The organism is Duganella rhizosphaerae (genome assembly GCF_040364205.1).
Lineage (GTDB): Bacteria > Pseudomonadota > Gammaproteobacteria > Burkholderiales > Burkholderiaceae_D > Rugamonas > Rugamonas rhizosphaerae.
In genome coordinates, this window is record NZ_BPWK01000001.1 from 321,375 (window position 1) to 336,595 (window position 15,221).

A 15,221-nucleotide genomic window follows, 5' to 3' on the forward strand; every position below is an offset into this window, starting at 1 on the left:
TCCGCTCAGTAGTAGTTGCCCATCAGCGAGGCGATTTCGATCAACAGCATCACGGCGAACAGCCGCACCATGTCGTACAGGCCGTGCGTTACCTTGGCGCGGTAGCTGGCGCCGAAGTAGAAGGAGGAGGCCATCGGTATCAAGCCAACCGCAAAGCTGAAGAAGACGATCTTCAGCACCAGGATCAGCGCCACCGCCGGATTGAAGACCTGGCCGACCACGCGTGTGTAGCCGGGCAGCGCCCAGGGCGTGAAGCCGTACAGCGTCAGGTAGGCGAGGACCAGCGTCATCACGCAGCTGACGGCGGCCAGCATCCAGACGGCGAACACGCCCGCCGCCACGCGCGGGAAGAATTCCTGATGCAGCTCGGCCTCGCTGGTGTTGGCGGCGTTGCTGCGGCTTTGCGAGAATTCCAGCGCGGCGGGCAGGGTGGTGCGCAGCGCGACGAAGGCGGCGGCGGTCAAAGGGATCAGCTCCAGCACCAGCACGCGCACCACCATCTCCAGCGCGAAGCGCGACAGGCCGTAGCTCTGCGAGGTGACCACCACGATGCGGATCAGCACCAGGCTGACCAGCGCCGACAGCACGCCATACCAGGCCAGGTTGGCTGCGGTGTCGCGCACGATGTGGCGCGCCAGCAGGTTGCGGTTGGCGCCGCCGTAGCTGGCGGGGCTGAACGCCAGCGACAGCATCAGCACCGCGAATTGCAGCAGCCGCCACCAGCTGTTCAGCCAGGCGGCGGTTGCATGGATCAGGCGCTTCAGCGCCGACGGGATAGCTGCTTCTATGCTCATGTTGGCATCTTAGCACCGTGGCCGCGTCGCCGGGTGTCCGCCACGGGCGCCTACTCTTCGGCGAAGGTGGCGATGATGGCGTCGGCGGCGGCGCGCACGCGGGCGCTGCGACTCAGGTCGCTGTGCATCACCAGCCAGACATCGTAGTGGTCGACGCGATCGGGCCAGACGCGGGTGAGCTGGGGATCGCCGTCGGCCATGTGGCAGGGCAGTTCGGCCACGCCCATGCCGCGCCGCGCGGCGTCCAGCATCACCATGCCGCTGTTGACTTCAATCGCCACGCGCGCGTTGGCGATCGGTTCCATGCACAGCTTTTCCATGTGGCGCGGCGCCACCGCTCCCTGGTAGATGATGATGTCGTGGCCTTGCATGCCGTTGCCCTGGACCGGCACGCCGCGTTCGGCCAGGTAGGCGGGCGTGGCGTACAGGCCCATGCTGCGCCGGGTCAGGTGGCGCGAGATCAGGTCGGGACTGGTGGGCTTGAGCGTGCGCACCGCCAGGTCGGCCTCGCGTCGGGTCAGGTTGCTGATCTCGGTGCTGGTGCTGAGGATGACGCGTATTTCCGGATGCAGGATGTGCAGCCGCTGCATGGCGCCCAGTACCGAGTGGCTGGCGATGGTGTCCGAGGTGGCGACGCGCACGATGCCGGACAGGCGGTTGTCGATGCCCTGCATCTCGCGCTGGAACTGCAGGGCCGCGCGCTCCATCAATTCGGCGGCGGTGACGGCCAGTTCGCCGGCGGGCGTGGCCAGGTAGCCTGACGGCGTGCGCAGGAACAGGCGCGCGCCCAGCGACTTTTCCAGCGCGTTGAGGCGCCGGCCGACGGTGGCCTGGTCGATATCGAGGGCGGCGGCGGCCGAGCGCAGCGTGCCTTTGCGGTAGATGGCGAGGAAAATCCTGGCGTTGTCCCAATCCATGTGGCTATCCGGTGGTGATGCATTTTTGCATCGTAGTGCCGATGTTATGCGTATTTACTGCATCATGCAAGGAGGCTAACATCTCGGCATACTCACTGAAGGATGCATCATGACTAGCCCCAGTACCGTGGCGCCGGCGATCCAGCCGCGCCAGATTCCCGCCTTGCTGGTGTTGATGACACTGGCCATAGGCTTCGTGATGGCGATGATCGACGTCACCGCCGTCAATACCGCCTTGTCCGATATTTCTGTCAACCTGGGCGTGCCGCTTACCGGCCTGGTTTGGGTGGTGGATGGCTACACGCTGACTTTCGCGGCGCTGCTGATGGCGGGCGGCGCGCTGGCCGACCGTTATGGCCCCAAGAACGTCTACCAGGGCGGCTTGAGCGTGTTCATTCTGGGTTCGGTGCTGTGCGCCGTGGCCCCCAGCGGCAACGCGCTGATCGCCGCGCGGCTGCTGCAAGGCGCGGGTGCCGCATTGTTCATGCCCAGTTCACTCAGTCTGCTGACGCACGCGTACGACGACCAGGCCACCCGCGCGCGCATGCTGGGCACCTGGTCGGCGATCGTCGGCTGCGCTTCGGCGGCTGGTCCGCTGGTGGGCGGGGTGTTGGTGCACGAATTCGGCTGGCGCAGCGTGTTCTGGGTGAACGTGCCTATCGGCCTGCTCGGCATCGTGCTGACGCAGGTGGTGGCGCCGGCCACGCCGCGCCTTGAACGTGCGCTGTCGATGCTGAGCCATCTGCTGGGCGTAGCCGCGCTGGCGGGACTGAGCTTTGTGCTGATCGAAGGTCCGGCATTGGGCTGGGGCTCGGCGCCGGTGTTGGGCGCTTTCGTGGCGACGGTGTCCGCTGCGTTCCTGCTGGTTCGGCGCGAGCGCACCGGCGCGCATCCCTTGCTGCCACGGGCGCTGTTCGATACGCCGACCTTTGCGGCGGCCAACGGTGTCGGCTTCCTGATTAATTTCGCGGTGTTCGGCCAGTTGTTCCTGCTTAGCCTTTACATTCAGCAGTCCGGCGCGGATGCGCTGCACACCGGCTTGAAACTGATACCGATGATGGCCGCGTTCGCGGCCGGCAACCTGACTTCGGGACGCATCACCGCGCGGGTCGGCACGCGGCCGCCGATGATGTACGGCCTGATGGTGGGCTTGGGCATGGCGTTCCTGATGCTGGTCGGCCTGACGCCGCAAACGCCTTACTGGTTGCTGGTGCTGGCCGCCGTGGCGATGAACTTCGCCATCGGCATCGCGATACCTGGCATGACGGCGACGGTGATGCTGGTGGCCGGCAAGGCGCACGCCAACAGCGCCGCCGCCGCGCTGAACGCCAATCGTCAGATCGGCGCCCTGGTCGGCGTGGCGATGATGGGCACCGTGATGCACATGGTGCCCGAGTGGGCGTGGCGTCTGCCGCTGGCCTTCGGCCTGATCACGGCGGCCTACACCGGCGCGCTAGTGCTGGTGTACCGCTACGTCAAGCTGGGCAAGCCGGTTTGATGCAACCCCGTGTGCCTTCAGCGATACGCTCGCGGCACCACTTAGGGGTCTGACCCCGGCCGGGGTCAGACCCCGCCTGGCAGTGCGGGTTAAAGACCGTGTTTGGTGCGCCATTCGATCATCTCGGCGATGGTCAGGATGGGCATGCCGTGCAGTTCGGCGAATTGCTCGATGTCGGCGCCGCGCATCATGGTGCCGTCCGGGTTCATCAACTCGCACAGCACGGCGGCCGGATTGAGGCCCGCCATGGTCGCCAGGTCCACCGAGCCTTCGGTGTGGCCTTTGCGGGCCAGCACCCCGCCCGGCGTGGCGCGCAGCGGGAACACGTGGCCGGGATGGACCAGGTCACGCGGTTGCGCGTCCGCCGCGATGGCGGTGCGGATGGTGGTGACGCGGTCCGCCGCCGAGACGCCGGTGGTCACGCCTTCGCGCGCTTCGATCGATACCGTGAACGGCGTGCCGTAACGGCTGCCGTTATCGGCGGCCATCATCGGCAGTTCCAGCTCGCGCACCTTGTCGGCGCTCAGGCAGAGGCAGACGATGCCGCTGCATTCGCGGATCATCATGGCCATCGACTGCACGGTGATTTTTTCGGCGGCGACGATCAGGTCCGCTTCGTTCTCGCGATCGAAATCGTCGAGCAGGATCACTGGCACGCCGGCGCGCATGGCTTCCAGCGCCGCTGTTATGCGGCCTTCCAGATCGTCCGACACCAGGGAATAGGGGGATACAGCAGATTGTTGGTCCAACATGTGAAACGCTCCTCGCAAATAGGCGAAAAACGCGACAGGGCAAGCGAATACGCGCGGCCCGCCGCACCGATCGCTCGGGCAGGAGGCCGCGTCACCGCACATCTTCTTTCATCCGGACTATACCGTCGGCTTTGGAATCACACCAAATCTGCTGACCCTTCGTGAGAAGGCGCTCGCGGGCTTGGCCATTGCTGGCTTTACCGCCGGTGGGGAATCGCACCCCGCCCCGAAGACGTCGTTAAATCCTGCCGGCTGGCAGGCGAGCAAGGATTCTAGCCCAAATTAAGAATTTCAGTGTAAGGTAGCTTTTTCCTTCCTATTAATGCAACAGGTATGAAGCTGATGACTATGCGTAGCGCCTCCGCCGCCGTTCTGCTGGCGTGTTCCTTCATGGCGCAAGCCGCCGATCAGCCGCCGTTGAATTTGAACGATCCGATACCGGTCGGCCCGCAGGTCAAGGTGGGCCGGCTGGCCAACGGCCTCACTTACTACGTGCAGAAGAACACCCGTCCCGAAAAGAAGCTGGAGCTGCGGCTGGTGGTGAAGGCCGGCTCGATACTGGAGGACGACGATCAGCAAGGCCTGGCGCACTTCACCGAGCATATGGCCTTCAACGGCTCGACGCATTTCAAGCGCAACGAGCTGGTGTCCTATCTGCAGTCGATAGGCGTGAAGTTCGGCGCCGACCTGAATGCCTACACCACCTTCAACGAAACCGTCTACATCCTGCCGATGCCGACCGACAAGCCGGAAGTGGTGAAGCAGGGCTTCCAGGTGCTGGAGGACTGGGCGCATGGCCTGTCGTTCAACGACGCCGACATCGACAGCGAACGCGGTATCGTGCTGGAGGAGCTGCGGCTCGGCAAAGGCGTGGACGACCGCATGAACAAGGTGCTGCTGCCGAAAATACTGAACGGTTCGCGCTACGCGCAGCGCATGCCGATCGGTAAAGAGGACATCCTCAAGAGCTTCAAGTACGACGCCGTCAAGCGCTTTTACCGCGACTGGTATCGCCCGGACTTGATGGCGGTGGTGGTGGTCGGTGATATCGAAGCGGCCGATGCGGAAAAGCTGATAACCCAGCATTTCGGCGGTTTGAAAAATCCACAGAACGAGCGTGCGCGCGAATACGCCAAGATCCCTGAGCGTGCGGAGTCCGAGGGCGTGGTGTTCACGGACAAGGAGATCGGCGCGAACTCGGTCTACATCCGCTACCCGATCCAGGAGTGGCCGGCCGGTACCACCATCGCCGACTATCGCCAGAAGCTGATCGAGAACATGTACAGCTTTATCCTCAGCCAGCGCATGCACGAGCTGACGCAGCAAGCCAATCCGCCGTTCCTGCAAGGCGGCAGCGGCATGAGCTCCGTGATGCGCGGTTACCGTTCTTTCGGCGCCGGCGCTGTGCTGGGCAAGGGCGGCGCCACGCCGGCCATCAATGCGCTGGTGCAGGAGGACCAGCGCGCGCGCCAGTACGGCTTTACCGCGTCCGAAGTGGAGCGCGCCAAGAAGGGCATACTGCGCAACTATGAGCGCATGTACAACGAGCGAGATAAATCCGATTCTGCCGGTTACGCCGCGGAGTACATCCGCAATTTCCTCGACAAGGAGTCCATCCCCGGCATCGCGATGGAGTACCGCTACGCGAACGAGCTGATACCGGGCATCGCGCTGTCCGAGGTGAACGCCGCCGTGCGGGGGGCTATCCCGGATAGCCAGAACAAGCTGGTGATCTACACGGGTTCCGAGGCGGCGGGGGTGCCGGCGCCCAAGGCCGACGAGCTGCTGGCCACCGCCAGCGCGGCCGAGAAGATCAGCGTCAAGGCGCAGGAAGAGAAGGTCTATTCCAGCCAGCTGATGGCCGCGCCGCTCAAGGCCGGCAGCATCGTCAGCGAAAACGTCAACGCCAGGCTGGGATTGACGGAGCTCACGCTGAGCAACGGCGTCAAGGTGGTGCTGAAGCCTACCGACTTCAATAACGACCAGGTGATACTGGCCGGCCTGCGTTACGGCGGCTGGTCGCTGTTCGGCGATCAGGATCTGTTCAACGCGCGCTATGCCAGCAACATCGTGCACCAGATGGGCGTGCGCGACTACACGCCGAGCGATCTGGTGAAGGTGTTGGCCGGGAAGACGGCGGGCGCCAACGCCAGCGTCAGTTCGATCAACGAGACGGTCAGCGGCGGCTCCGGCAGCGGCGACGTCGAGACCATGCTGCAGCTGGTGTACCTGAACATGACCCAGCCGCGCAAGGATGCGGCGATCTACAGCGCCTACGTGGACCGCCAGCGCGAACTGGCGAAGAATAATATGGCGCGGCCGGAGTCGATCTTCAGCGACACCATCACGGCGACGCTGTACAACAACAACCCGCGCGTGCAGCGGGCGCCGAAGCCGGCCGACTTCGACCAGCTGGGCATGGACCGCGTGGTCGATATCTACAGCAGCCGCCTGGCCAGCGCCAAGGACTTTACCTTCTTCATGGCGGGCAGCTTCGATGTGGAGAAGATCAAGCCGCTGCTCGCCACCTATCTGGCCAGCCTGCCGGTGGGTGAGATTCCGGTGGCCTTCAAGGATGAAGGTGTGCGTCCGGTGCGTGGAGTGATCAAGAAGGAGGTGCATGCGGGTTCCGAGCCGAAGAGCACGATCTCGCTGTCCTTCACCGGCGAGGCTTCGTTCTCGGCGCGGGAGCGCATGCGCTTGCAGGCGCTGATCGAGGTGCTGAACATCAAATTGATTGAAGTGCTGCGCGAGAAGATGGGCGCGATGTACAGCGGCGGCGTGCGCGGCAACATGGAGCGCATCCCGTACCAGAACTATTCGATTACGGCCAACCTGCCGTGCGCGCCGGAGAACGTCGACAAGGTGCTGGCGGCGACCTTCGCGGAGATCGACAAGATCAAGGAGAACGGCGCGGAAGATGCGGACCTGGCCAAGGTAAAGGCTTCGTGGGTCGAGAACTACCGCAAGGGCCTGCGTGAGAACGGCTACTGGATGGCGGTGTTGATGAACGCCTTCTTCAACAAGACCGATCCGGCCGATGTGCTGACCTACGAATCGCGCGTGGGCGCGTTGACGGCGGCCGAACTGAAAGACGCCGCCAGGCGCTACTTCGACACCAACAACTATGTGCAGGTGGTGCTGTATCCGGCGAAGTAATCGGGCCGCCTGTTACACTGGCGGCTTGTATCCATCACGATGTAGAGAACTATCATGGCAAAGAAAAAAGAAGAGCTGGACCCGGAAACCCTGGAATTGATCCACTGGTGTATCGAGGTGGAGGGCTTCCTGGTGAAGGGCGGCGCCACCCAGGAGCAGGCGCAGGAACATATTGAAGAGCAGGTTGAGTGGTTCACGGACCTGTTCTACGACGGCTTGACGCCGGAGCAGGCGGCAAAGGAAGCGCTGGCCTGATGTTAAAACCCTCAGGACAATCACGATGAAAATGCACGCTCTTGTTTTGCTGTTCGCGGTCACGCTGTACCCCAACGTCAACGCAGAGGATTGTCCGAGCGGGAAGTCTTACGAAGCGGCGAGGGCGGTCGTGAGCGACCTCCAGCGCATCGTCACGCCTGCCGGCATCGAGGAGTCCTACACGACAGCAATCGGCGGCATCAAGCAATGGATCAACGTGCGCGGGCATGACAAGGCTAACCCCGTCATCCTGTTTCTGCACGGCGGTCCCGCCGCGCCTCTGACGCCGAGCATCTGGGAGTTCCAGCGGCCGATCGAGGAGTACTTCACCGTCGTCAATTGGGATCAGCGTGGCGCCGGCAAGACTTTCCTGGAAACCAATCCGGAAGAGATCAGCGACAGTATCCACATCGACCGCTACGTCAAGGATGCCATCGAGGTTGCCGAGTACATTCGTCGGCGCTACGGCAAGGACAAGCTGATCCTGATGGGGCACAGCTGGGGAACGGTCGTCGGCATGAAGGCCGCGCTGGTACGTCCCGATCTGTTTTACGCCTATGTCGGCATCGGCCAGGTGATCAATACGCGCGACAACGAGCGGCTCAGTTTCCAGTACGGCCTGGATCAGGCCAAGGCGCATCACAACGCGGAAGCCATCGCAGAGTTAAATTCCATCGCGCCGTATCCGGGCGATACGCCGATCACTCGCGAGCGCATCATCATTGCGAGGAAATGGGCGCAATTCTACGGCGGGCTAAGTGCGTATCGCGATGGCGGCGCAAAGTACTACTTTGACGCGCCGTTGCTGTCGCCGGCGTACGACTGCAAAGCCGCCCGCGCGGTCGACCAGGGCAATATGTTCACCCTCGGCCGGATTTTGCCTGAATTCCTGCAGGTCGATTACAAGCAGGTGCACAAGTTTCCGATTCCGGTGGTGATGTTCATGGGGCGCTACGACTACACAACACCGTCAGCCCCCACCGCTGCGTGGCTTGAGCAAGTGGACGCGCCCTATAAGAAGGGAATCTGGTTCGAAAACTCTGCGCATATGATGCCGTGGGAGGAACCGGGTAAAACGCTGACTAGCTTGTTGGAATATGTGCGGCCCCTGGCAATTCGTGCTGGGCGTTAGCGGCCGTCCACCCCGATCCCCTGGGCGGCTGCCGCTCACCTCACGTCAGGCATCATGAACTTTCGAATGCTTCGCATAGCCGCCGTTTTTGGAACTGTCTTGTTTTTCGCAAGCCTGTGCTTCCCCGTGTTCGACTGCAGGGGATTTTCAAGTTACATGGGCTATGAGGTCGGTGAGGTTGGGTGGTTGGCCATCTTGACGCTGGACCCGAGATGGTTTGCGAATCCGCTCGCCTTGCTCATCGTAGTCTCGGTGGTTCGCGGCAGGCCGCTACGACGTGCGTCGATCTACGCAGTCATGATTCTGCTGGCAGCGTTGTCGTGCCTTATTGTCCCGGCAATGGCTTGTGGCTCTGGAGCAGGTGGGCCGGAGCCTTCTACCGGAATAAGACTGGGTGCTTATCTATGGATCGCCGCAATGACTGTCCTGGCGTTCGTTGGCTTCGCGTCGCAAGGCGCCGGCCAAGAGAATGGCGCCTAAGAGGACGCAGAGGGCGGGGTCAGTTCCGGCAACGCGCCAAATGGCACTTTGCCGGAACTGACCCCGAAGCGCTTCGAGCGCTCGGGAACTGACCCCGAAGCGCGAAGCGCTTTTAACTCCTTACCACATGATCACGCGCTGCTCGGGCGGCAGGTACATCGGATCGCCCGGCTTGATGTCGAAGGCCTGGTAGAAGCCAGGCTGGTTCATCACCGTGCCTTTGGCGCGGAATTCGCCCGGCGAATGCGGATCGCTCTTGATTTGGGCGATCGCCGCTTCAGGGCGCAGCTTGGCGCGCCATTTCATCGCAAAGCCGATATACAGGCGCTGCTCGCCGGTCAGGCCGTCCAGCACCGGCGATGGCTTGCCTTGCAGCGAACGCTGATACGCCTGGTAGGTGATCGACAGGCCCGAATTGTCGCCGATGTTTTCACCCAGGGTCAGCTCACCGTTGATGAAGTAGCCCGGCACCGGGCTGTAGGCGCCGTACTGCTTGACCAACCCCGCCGCACGCGCCTTGAAGGCGGTACGGTCTTCCGCGGTCCACCAGTTGCGCAGGCGGCCCTTGGCGTCGTACTGGCTGCCGGAATCGTCGAAGGCGTGGCTGATCTCATGGCCGAAGGTGATGCCGAGCAGGCCGTAGTTGACCGCATCTTCGGCTTTCACGTTGAAGAACGGCGGCTGCAGGATCGCGGCCGGGATCGTGATCGCGTTCAGCGATGGGCTGTAGCTGGCGTTGACGGTTTGCGGCGTCATCGACCATTCATCACGGTCGACGGTTTTGCCCAGCTTCTCGAGGTTGCGCTGGCGGCTCCAGGCGCGCGACGCGCGCACGTTGGCGATCAGGTCGTTCTTCTGGGTTTTCATGGCGCTGTAGTCGCGCCATTTATCCGGGTAGGCGATGTTCGGCTTCAAGGCCGCCAGCTTGAGCTGGGCCTCCTTCTTGGTCTCCGGTCCCATCCAGTCGAGCTTCTCGATGCCGTCCTTGAACGAGGCCACGAAGTTGTTAAACATGGCCATCACGCGCGGTTTGGTTTCGGCCGGCAGATACTTCTCCACATACAGCTTGCCGACCGCGTCGCCCAGGGCGCCGTCGGTAAAGCGCAAGGCCAGTTGCCACTGCGGCTCGCTTTGCGGTACGCCGCGCAGCACCGTGCCCTCGAAGGCGAAGCGCTCCTTGACGGCGGCGTCATTCAGATAGGTCGCATAGCTTTCGATGATGCGCCAGTTGAAATAGCTCTTCCACGCATCCAGCGGCACATTGGCCACGGTCTCGGAGAAGCCGCCGAAGAAGCTCGGTTGACGCACCACGGCCGACGATTCTTTCGGCGCCAGGCCGGCGGCGGTGAAGTAGGCCTTCCAGTCAAAGGCCGGCGCCAGCGTGGCGAATTTGTCGAACTCGACGCGGTTGTAGGACTTGACCGGATCGCGCATCTGCACGCGGGTCCATTGCGCGGAGGCCAGGCGGGTCTCGATGTCGAGGATCTGGACGGCGTGGGCGGCGGCTTCCTTGTCGCCGCTCATGGTCAGCATGGTCTCGATATGCTGCTGGTATTTGGCGCGCACGGCCTTGAGCTTGGCGTCGTCGTCCTTGAGGTAGTAGTCGCGGTCAGGCAGGCCCAGGCCGGACTGGCTGATGTTGATGGTGTAGTGCTCGGGATCCTGCGCGTCGGCCGCGATGTAGGCCGAGAACGGCGTCTGGATGCCATTGCCTTGCAGGTAGGCGAACAGCGCCGGCAAGTCCTTCTTGTCCTTGATGGCCGCCACGTGGGCCAGGTCGGCCTTCAGGGGCTTGAAGCCGGCGGCATTGCGCGCCTTGTCGTTCATGTAGCTGGTGTACAGGTCGGCGATCTTGTGGGCGTCGCTGCCTGGCTTGCCGGGATTCTTGAGCGTGGCGTCGATCACGGCGCGCAGCTGGCCTTGCGCGGTTTCGCGCAGTTCGATGTAGGTGCCCCAGGTCGATTTGTCGGCCGGGATCTCGGTGTTGCGGGTCCAGACGCCGTTGACGTAACCGTAGAAGTCATCCTGCGGACGTACCGCCGGGTCCAGGGTTTTCAGGTCGATGCCGGATACCGGCGCGGCAGCCTGGGCGTACAGCGATGGGGTGGAGCAGACGAGCAAGGCGCAGCAGGCAGCGCTGATCAGAGAACGATACACGAAGAGTCCTTTAATTTTGATTGGTGCATGCCGGAGTTGCGGTTGTGACCCAGCATGCGAAGCAAGATTATACCCGTCGAAAAGTTGTCGCAATGCAGCAAAATTCCTACTCGGCGTCGTGGCAAACCACACAGAGTTTGTTCCCCTCCGGGTCGCGGAAGTAGGCGCCGTAGTAGTTGGCGTGGTAGTGGGGCCGCAACGCCGGCGCGCCCTCGCACACGCCGCCATGGGCCAGCGCGGAGGCGTGGGCGCGGTCGACCGCGGCGCGCGTCGGCGCCATCAAGGCCACCATCTGGCCGTTGCCGCAGGCTGCCGGCTGGCCGTCGTACGGTTTGCCGATGATGAACAAGGGCCGCGCGCCTTCGGCCGGCTGCCATGCGGCCCACGGCTTGGCGGCGTCGCTGAAGCGCAGGCGCGTGCCCAGCTCCGTCATCACCGCGCTGTAAAAGGCGAACGCTGGTTCGAACTGGTTAATTCCCACATAGATATGCGATAGCATCGGTTTCCTCGATTGAGTGAGTATATCGTCAACATTTCGGGGTATAGTGTACGCGGAGACTTAATCAAATGGGGAGCACCATGGAACTGACGTCCGTCGCGCCGCCGCAGCTGCGCAGCCTTGCCGATTTGCCTGGACCGAAAGGGCGGCCGTTGTTGGGGAATGTCCGCGATATCAATCGCCGCCCCCTGCACCAGGCGTTGGAGGACTGGAGCCGCGAGTTCGGCACCCTGTACAAGTTCCGCATCATGCGCAAGGAGATCATCGCCACGTCTGACCGCGACCTGATCGCCAGCCTGCTGCGCGACCGGCCCGACGCGATGCGCCGCTCCGGCCGCACCGCCGAAATGTTGAACGAGGTCGGCACGCGCGGCCTGTTCACGGCGGAGGGCGACGATTGGCGGCGCCAGCGCAAGCTGGTGATGCGGGCGCTGACGCCGGAAGTGATCCATAACTTCTTCCCCACGCTGACGGCGCTGACCGAACGCCTGCGCCTGCGCTGGGACGCGGCCACCGCCGCCGGCAAACCGGTTGACGTGCTGCGCGACCTGAAGGCCTATACGCTGGACGTGACCATCGGCCTGGCGATGGGCCAGGACATCAATACGCTGGAGCTGGAGGAGCACCCGCTGCAGCGCGATATCGAATTCCTGTTCAAGCTGGTGGCCAAGCGTCTGACGTCGCCGTTTGCCTACTGGCGCATCGCCATGCTCAAGCGCGCCGACGACCACGAGGCCATCGCCGCCGCCGCGCGCATCCAGCGCGCCATCTTCGGCTTCATCGCCGAGGCCCGCAAGCGCATCGAGGCCAATCCGGCATTGCGGCAGAAGCCATCGAATATGCTGGAAGCGCTGATCGTCGCCCGCGACGAGCCGGACTCCGGCCTGACCGACGAGGCGGTCGTCGGCAACGCGATCACCATGGTGTTCGCCGGCGAGGACACGACGTCGAACACGACGGCCTGGCTGATCGATTTTCTATCGACCCATCCGCAGGCCGCGCGCAGCATGGCGGCGGAGACGGAACAGGTGCTTGGCGCCAAGGCGGTGCTGGACGACTATCATCTGCTGGACCGCCTGAAATACATCGACGCCGCCACCCGCGAGGCGATGCGCCTGAAGCCGGTGGCGCCCATCATGGCGGCGCAGCCGAACGACGACGCGGTGGTGGGCGATCTGCTGGTGCCGGCCGGTACGGTGATCTTCCTGCTGCTGCGGCAGGCGTCCGAGCGTGATTGCGACCTGGCGCAGCCGGAAAGCTTCCAGCCGGAGCGCTGGATGGAAGGCGCCCACGGCAGCGGCGACGATCCCGCGCGCAAGCTGTTCCCCTTTGGCGGCGGGCCGCGTTTCTGCCCCGGCCGTTATTTGGCGATGGCGGAGATCAAGATGGCGATGTCCATGCTGGTCAAGAATTTTGCGATCGAGCGCGTGCCGGGTGCGGCGCCGGTCGAGGAGCGCTTCACCTTCACGATGACGCCGAGCGCATTGCCGGTGCGACTGATCAAAAAAACATGATAGGCTAGACGCGCGTCTTAAAAAAAGGGAGAAATCATGCTGAAGAAGATCGCCATCGGTGTCGTCGTTCTGGTTTTGATTGTGCTGGGCCTGGCCGCGATGCAGCCGGACAGTTTCCGCGTGCAGCGCACCATCGCCATCAAGGCGCCGCCGGAGAAGATCCTGCCGCTGATCAGCGATTTCCACAACTGGACCTCATGGTCTCCCTGGGAGAAGCTGGATCCCGCAATGAAACGCACCTTCAGCGGCGCGCCCAAGGACCAGGGCGCCATCTATGCATGGGAAGGCGATGACAAGGTCGGCTCCGGACGCATGGAGATCACCGGCCAGGCGCCCGCCAAGGTGGATATCAAGCTCGATTTCCTGAAGCCGTTCGAATCGCACTGCCAAACCGAGTTCACGCTGGAACCCAAGGGCGAGCTGACCACTGTGAGCTGGACCATGTCCGGCCCGAGCAATTTCATGACCAAGCTGATGGGCCTTGCGGTGAGCATGGACAGCATGATCGGCAAGGACTTCGAAGCCGGCCTGGCGAACATGAAGGCGGTGGCTGAAAAATAGCGTGAGCGGAGGTGGGCCATGAACATGCGTCTGAGGCGGGCGGTGGCGATGCTGGCGATTCCGACTGTGCTGATGGCGCCGGCCGTCGCCGAGCCGGCGCTGCGTCAGAGCCATCCCGTGATCGGCACCTGGCGGATCACCATGCCGGACGGCTCGTGCAGCGAAACCTATCGCATCCGCGCCGACGGCACCACGCTGGTGTTCAGCAACGAGGAGGTGGCCGAGTCCACCTTCGCCATCAGCGACCAGCCGGACAAGCAGGGCTTCTACAAGGAAGTCGACACCATCGTCAAGGATAACGGCAAGCGCGATTGCCTCGGCGATGTGACCGAGGTTGGGCGCGCCGTCACCAGCTATCTGCTGTTCCACCCCAGCGGCGACATGTTCCTGATGTGCGTGGAGCGGCGCACCGACAAGTGCATCGGCCCGTTCGTGCGGGTCAAGGGCAACGCGATCTAAGATCGATATGCGCCGGGATTGACGCCCGCCCATTCCTTGAAGGCGTGGTTGAAGGCGCTCTGCTCCTGGTAGCCCAGCAGGAAGGCGATATCCACCAGGCTCAGTTCCGGCTGGCGCAGATAGTCCTTGGCCAGCGCGAAGCGGGCCTGGTCCAGTATCTGCTGGAAGGTCGCGCCGGCCTCGCTCAACTTGCGTTGCAGCGTGCGCGGCGACAGTTTCAATTCTTCGGCGATGGACGCCAGCCGCACCTGGCCGTGCGCGAGGTTGCGGACGATGGCCGCGTGCACCTGCTGGGCGATCGAGTTGTCGGGCTGCGCGCGCTGGCGCAGCAGCTGCTCGGCGTGCTGTTGCAGCACCGGGTAGAGGCTGACGTCGGCGTTCGGGACCGGAAAGGCCAGCAGGGCGGCGTCGAAGCTGGCGACGTTGGCCGGCGCGCCGAAGCTGGGCATGGCGCCCAGCACGCGCACATATTCGTCGCGGGCGTTGGCGGCGCCGCCGTCGTGCATCAGCGCCAGCTGCGCGGCCGGCAGCGTGATCCCGGCCAGCCAGTTGCCGAACACGCGGATGCCGGCGAACACGCTGTCGGCCAGGTGGCGCTGGGCCGGGCCGTAGTTGCTGTGCCAGGTGTAGTGGGCCACGCCGTCCGCCACCGTCAGCGTGGAGCGGCCCAGATCGTGCGCCAGCTGTTCGTAGCGCATGGTCTGCTCGAAGGCCTGGCCGAAATCGCGGCAGCTGAGCAGGATCAGGCCATACACGCTGTAGGTGCCCAGCTTGACCCGTTCGCCCACATGCAGGCCGAAATGCGGATCGGCCGCCAGTTCGGCGCCGATGTCGAGCAGGCGCACGTAATCGTCGGCGGGCAGCGAGTCGGGCAGCGGTTGCAGGGCGCCTGCCGCCATGCCGGCCGCGCGCTCCAGCGCCGCGGCCGTGACGCCGCGCGCGGCCGCCGCTTCGAGCAGGGGCTGCAGGTAGGAGCCGGCCACGCGGCGCGACAGGTCAGCGGGCGTGCTTGGCATGATCGAACAAGGCGTGTGTCATAAAAGC

The 15,221-nt window shown here is 63.7% G+C and carries 13 protein-coding genes and 1 riboswitch; of the genes, 7 read left to right on the plus strand and 6 right to left on the minus strand.

Features of this window, described 5'->3' with window-relative positions:
- Positions 1-5 precede the first annotated feature (5 nt).
- Positions 6-794, minus strand: a complete 789-nt coding sequence (locus RUGAMON1_RS01440; protein ID WP_445228824.1) for an MlaE family ABC transporter permease — start codon at positions 792-794, stop codon at positions 6-8.
- Positions 795-844: 50 nt separating this feature from the next.
- Positions 845-1,711 carry a LysR family transcriptional regulator gene (locus tag RUGAMON1_RS01445; RefSeq protein ID WP_445228825.1) on the minus strand — a complete coding sequence of 289 codons (867 nt, stop codon included), beginning with the start codon at positions 1,709-1,711 and terminating at the stop codon, positions 845-847.
- A 109-nt stretch (positions 1,712-1,820) separates the two neighbouring features.
- On the opposite strand from RUGAMON1_RS01445, the gene RUGAMON1_RS01450 reads away from it, so the two are divergent.
- Positions 1,821-3,209 (plus strand): MFS transporter, encoded by a 1,389-nt coding sequence (locus RUGAMON1_RS01450; RefSeq protein ID WP_445228826.1) that lies wholly within the window; start codon positions 1,821-1,823, stop codon positions 3,207-3,209.
- Positions 3,210-3,298: 89 nt separating this feature from the next.
- Here RUGAMON1_RS01450 and ribB read toward each other — a convergent pair whose 3' ends face one another.
- A complete protein-coding gene (gene ribB, locus RUGAMON1_RS01455) occupies positions 3,299-3,961 on the minus strand; it encodes a 3,4-dihydroxy-2-butanone-4-phosphate synthase (protein WP_445228827.1) in 663 nt (220 codons plus the stop codon).
- Positions 3,962-4,057: 96 nt separating this feature from the next.
- Positions 4,058-4,199: riboswitch (FMN riboswitch) on the minus strand.
- A gap of 95 nt (positions 4,200-4,294) precedes the next feature.
- Between ribB and RUGAMON1_RS01460 the strand changes: the two genes are divergently transcribed.
- The 3 genes from RUGAMON1_RS01460 to RUGAMON1_RS01470 are packed head-to-tail and all read left to right on the plus strand — an operon-like array spanning position 4,295 to position 8,507.
- A complete protein-coding gene (locus RUGAMON1_RS01460) occupies positions 4,295-7,120 on the plus strand; it encodes a M16 family metallopeptidase (protein WP_445228828.1) in 2,826 nt (941 codons plus the stop codon).
- A 54-nt stretch (positions 7,121-7,174) separates the two neighbouring features.
- On the plus strand, positions 7,175-7,375 hold the full coding sequence (locus RUGAMON1_RS01465) for a hypothetical protein (protein ID WP_020702248.1): 201 nt from the start codon (positions 7,175-7,177) through the stop codon (positions 7,373-7,375).
- Positions 7,376-7,400: 25 nt separating this feature from the next.
- The gene (locus RUGAMON1_RS01470) at positions 7,401-8,507 is read left to right on the plus strand and encodes an alpha/beta hydrolase (protein ID WP_445228829.1); all 1,107 of its coding nucleotides are present in this window, start codon (positions 7,401-7,403) and stop codon (positions 8,505-8,507) included.
- 600 nt (positions 8,508-9,107) lie between these two features.
- Here RUGAMON1_RS01470 and RUGAMON1_RS01475 read toward each other — a convergent pair.
- A complete protein-coding gene (locus RUGAMON1_RS01475; protein WP_445228830.1) occupies positions 9,108-11,144 on the minus strand; it encodes a M13 family metallopeptidase in 2,037 nt (678 codons plus the stop codon).
- Between the two features lie 106 nt (positions 11,145-11,250).
- On the minus strand, positions 11,251-11,643 hold the full coding sequence (locus tag RUGAMON1_RS01480) for a VOC family protein (protein ID WP_445228831.1): 393 nt from the start codon (positions 11,641-11,643) through the stop codon (positions 11,251-11,253).
- An 80-nt stretch (positions 11,644-11,723) separates the two neighbouring features.
- On the opposite strand from RUGAMON1_RS01480, the gene RUGAMON1_RS01485 reads away from it, so the two are divergent.
- The 3 genes from RUGAMON1_RS01485 to RUGAMON1_RS01495 are packed head-to-tail and all read left to right on the plus strand — an operon-like array spanning position 11,724 to position 14,177.
- Positions 11,724-13,157 (plus strand): cytochrome P450, encoded by a 1,434-nt coding sequence (locus tag RUGAMON1_RS01485; RefSeq protein ID WP_445228832.1) that lies wholly within the window; start codon positions 11,724-11,726, stop codon positions 13,155-13,157.
- A 36-nt stretch (positions 13,158-13,193) separates the two neighbouring features.
- The gene (locus tag RUGAMON1_RS01490) at positions 13,194-13,718 is read left to right on the plus strand and encodes an SRPBCC family protein (RefSeq protein WP_445228833.1); all 525 of its coding nucleotides are present in this window, start codon (positions 13,194-13,196) and stop codon (positions 13,716-13,718) included.
- Between the two features lie 18 nt (positions 13,719-13,736).
- The gene (locus RUGAMON1_RS01495; RefSeq protein WP_445228834.1) at positions 13,737-14,177 is read left to right on the plus strand and encodes a hypothetical protein; all 441 of its coding nucleotides are present in this window, start codon (positions 13,737-13,739) and stop codon (positions 14,175-14,177) included.
- Here RUGAMON1_RS01495 and RUGAMON1_RS01500 read toward each other — a convergent pair.
- A complete protein-coding gene (locus RUGAMON1_RS01500; RefSeq protein WP_445228835.1) occupies positions 14,174-15,193 on the minus strand; it encodes an AraC family transcriptional regulator in 1,020 nt (339 codons plus the stop codon). The two genes, RUGAMON1_RS01495 and RUGAMON1_RS01500, sit on opposite strands and share 4 nt — an antisense overlap.
- Positions 15,194-15,221: the final 28 nt, after the last annotated feature.

Bases quoted from the DNA above. Each gene is read 5' to 3' on its own strand.
- RUGAMON1_RS01440 (WP_445228824.1), bottom strand. From the start codon at position 794: ATGAGCATAGAAGCAGCTATCCCGTCGGCGCTGAAGCGCCTGATCCAT.
- RUGAMON1_RS01470 (WP_445228829.1), top strand. From the start codon at position 7,401: ATGAAAATGCACGCTCTTGTTTTGCTGTTCGCGGTCACGCTGTACCCC.
- RUGAMON1_RS01490 (WP_445228833.1), top strand. From the start codon at position 13,194: ATGCTGAAGAAGATCGCCATCGGTGTCGTCGTTCTGGTTTTGATTGTG.
- RUGAMON1_RS01465 (WP_020702248.1), top strand. From the start codon at position 7,175: ATGGCAAAGAAAAAAGAAGAGCTGGACCCGGAAACCCTGGAATTGATC.
- RUGAMON1_RS01450 (WP_445228826.1), top strand. From the start codon at position 1,821: ATGACTAGCCCCAGTACCGTGGCGCCGGCGATCCAGCCGCGCCAGATT.
- ribB (WP_445228827.1), bottom strand. From the start codon at position 3,961: ATGTTGGACCAACAATCTGCTGTATCCCCCTATTCCCTGGTGTCGGAC.
- RUGAMON1_RS01460 (WP_445228828.1), top strand. From the start codon at position 4,295: ATGAAGCTGATGACTATGCGTAGCGCCTCCGCCGCCGTTCTGCTGGCG.
- RUGAMON1_RS01480 (WP_445228831.1), bottom strand. From the start codon at position 11,643: ATGCTATCGCATATCTATGTGGGAATTAACCAGTTCGAACCAGCGTTC.
- RUGAMON1_RS01495 (WP_445228834.1), top strand. From the start codon at position 13,737: ATGAACATGCGTCTGAGGCGGGCGGTGGCGATGCTGGCGATTCCGACT.
- RUGAMON1_RS01445 (WP_445228825.1), bottom strand. From the start codon at position 1,711: ATGGATTGGGACAACGCCAGGATTTTCCTCGCCATCTACCGCAAAGGC.
- RUGAMON1_RS01500 (WP_445228835.1), bottom strand. From the start codon at position 15,193: ATGCCAAGCACGCCCGCTGACCTGTCGCGCCGCGTGGCCGGCTCCTAC.
- RUGAMON1_RS01485 (WP_445228832.1), top strand. From the start codon at position 11,724: ATGGAACTGACGTCCGTCGCGCCGCCGCAGCTGCGCAGCCTTGCCGAT.